Source organism: Nostoc sp. CHAB 5715 (genome assembly GCF_020829685.1).
GTDB lineage: Bacteria > Cyanobacteriota > Cyanobacteriia > Cyanobacteriales > Nostocaceae > Nostoc.
Map to the genome: position 1 here is coordinate 1 of NZ_JAIVFR010001089.1, position 2,328 is coordinate 2,328.

General features: G+C 36.3%; 2 protein-coding genes. Both read left to right on the plus strand.

Translation table 11 applies throughout. From position 1 onward, the window contains the following. Window positions 1-1,906 (plus strand): SDR family NAD(P)-dependent oxidoreductase (locus tag LC574_RS36235; protein ID WP_229458454.1); only part of this gene is annotated, 1,906 nt, incomplete at its 5' end. Between the two features lie 27 nt (window positions 1,907-1,933). Continuing rightward, on the plus strand, window positions 1,934-2,236 hold the full coding sequence (locus LC574_RS36240) for a beta-ketoacyl synthase N-terminal-like domain-containing protein (RefSeq protein ID WP_229458455.1): 303 nt from the start codon (window positions 1,934-1,936) through the stop codon (window positions 2,234-2,236). The last annotated feature ends 92 nt before the right edge of the window (window positions 2,237-2,328 follow it).

Genomic DNA, 2,328 nt, shown 5'->3' on the forward strand with positions numbered 1-2,328 from the left:
TCCTTTTTGGAAACCCTCTTTACTCCCAGTACAAATAGAAAATCAAGAATTAGCATCTGATGAATCTTGTATTTTGGTGTTTATCGATCAGTGTGGTTTGGGTAGTAAATTAGTCCAAGAATTAGAAACACAAAATCAAGACATCATTACTGTTAAAAATGGTCAATTTTTCACTATGGTCAGTGACCACGAATATACAATTAATCCAGGTAATAATCTGGATTATGATATTTTGATTCAAGAACTTTGCAAACAGAACAAATTTCCAAAAACAATTGTTCATCTATGGAGTATCACACCAATTAGTGATAAGGAATTAACAGTTGAAAAAGTGGATCAAGCCCAAATCACAGGATTTTATAGTCTCCTATTTCTGGCTCAGTCTCTGGGGAAACAAGAAGTCACTGATGAATTACAACTCACAGTTATTTCAAACAATTTACATCCAGTAACAGGTAATGAAGAAGCATCTCCGGAGAAAGCAACTTTAATTGGACCGATTAAAGTTATTTCCCAAGAATATTCAAATATAAAATGTCATAGTATTGATGTTGTACTCCCAGAAAGTGACAGTTGGCAGGAAGCAAAACTTTTAGAGCAATTGCTGGCGGAACTGAAAGTTCCTGATTCAGAAAAACTTGTTGCTTATCGAGGTTTGAATCGTTGGGTGCAATCTTTTGAACCTGTGCGATTTGATAAACCTAAAATTGAAAAGCCTCGACTCAGAGAGAAAGGAGTCTATTTAATTACAGGTGGACTTGGAGGCATTGGGCTGATTTTGGCAGAATACTTGGCGCAAACTGTACAAGCAAAACTAGTATTGGTGGGACGTTCTGCTTTACCCGAAAAAGACGAATGGGAACAATGGCTAACTAGCCATGAAGAAACTGATGGCACTAGTCGTAAAATTCGTAAAGTTAAAGAATTAGAAAGTAATGGTGCAGAAGTTTTAATAGTGAGTGCTGATGTCAGCAATCTTGAACAAATGCAAAATATCATTGCTCAAGCTCAACAGCAATTTGGTCAATTTAATGGTGTTGTTCATGCTGCTGGTGTTCCAGGAGGTCGTGTCATTCAGCGAAAAACTCAAGAAGAAGCAGAGAGTATTTTGGCTCCAAAAGTTAGAGGGACAGTAATAATTAGTTCGATTGTCAAAGATATTCAGTTGGATTTCTTGCTTCTGATGTCATCAGGCTCCTCAATTTTAGGTGAGTTTGGAGAGGTAGATTATTGTGGAGCAAATGCGTTTCTTGATGCCTTTGCTCATTATAATTCAAAACACGGCAACTTTACCACAAGTATCAACTGGGATGCTTGGCAAGAGGTGGGTATGGCTGTCAACACAGATGTTCCTCAATACCTGCAACAATCACGGATGAAAGAACTTCAGCAAGGTATATTACCCCATGAAGGTGTAGATGCTTTCCTACGTACTTTGGCAAATACCATACCTCAAGTCGTAATATTTACCTCTGACTTCTTGGAGCAACTTAAGCTTCATCGTTACCAGCAAATACAATCTCCAGAATTTTTAGAACTTTTAGAAACTTTAAATCCTGCTAATTCAAAATATCCTCGACCTGAATTGACTAATGAATATATCGCTCCTAGAAACGATGTTGACCAAAAGCTTGCCAATATCTGGCAAGATGTTTTAGGTATTGAAAAGATAGGAATATACGATAATTTTTTTGATTTAGGTGGAGATTCCCTGATCGGAATTAAACTTATTGCAATCCTCAATAAGGTGTTCGATTCTAATGTTCCAATTGCTAAACTTTATGAATGCTCTAATATATATTACATGGCAAATATTTTTACTTCTGATGAGTCTCAAGAAAATAGTTTTGAACAAAGATTGAGTCGAGGGAGCAGAAGAAGGCAGATAAAAATGCAGAGTAATTAAAAATGAAGTTTATTTCAGTGAATGAATGTGGCAAAGCAAATGATTAGTGGTAAAATAACGCAAGAAAAAACAGTCAATCTGGATATAGCAATAGTTGGAATGTCTGGTTGTTTCCCCGGCGCACAAAATATAGATATGTTTTGGCATAATCTCCGTAATGGAGTTGAGTCTATCTCTTTTTTCGAGAATAATGAGTTAGCAGATTTGAATATTGAAGAGGGAATTTTAAATGACCCAAATTATGTGAAAGCAGTACCTATATTGAAGGATATTGAGTATTTTGATGCTGGGTTCTATGGTTGCAAACTTGAGTGGACGAATCACAGATAATTCGTAATTCGTAATTCGTAATTCGTAATTCACGGCTTATGTGAGTTGAAGGGTGAAACAACGTAATCTCGTTCATAAGGCTAGAGCTTACA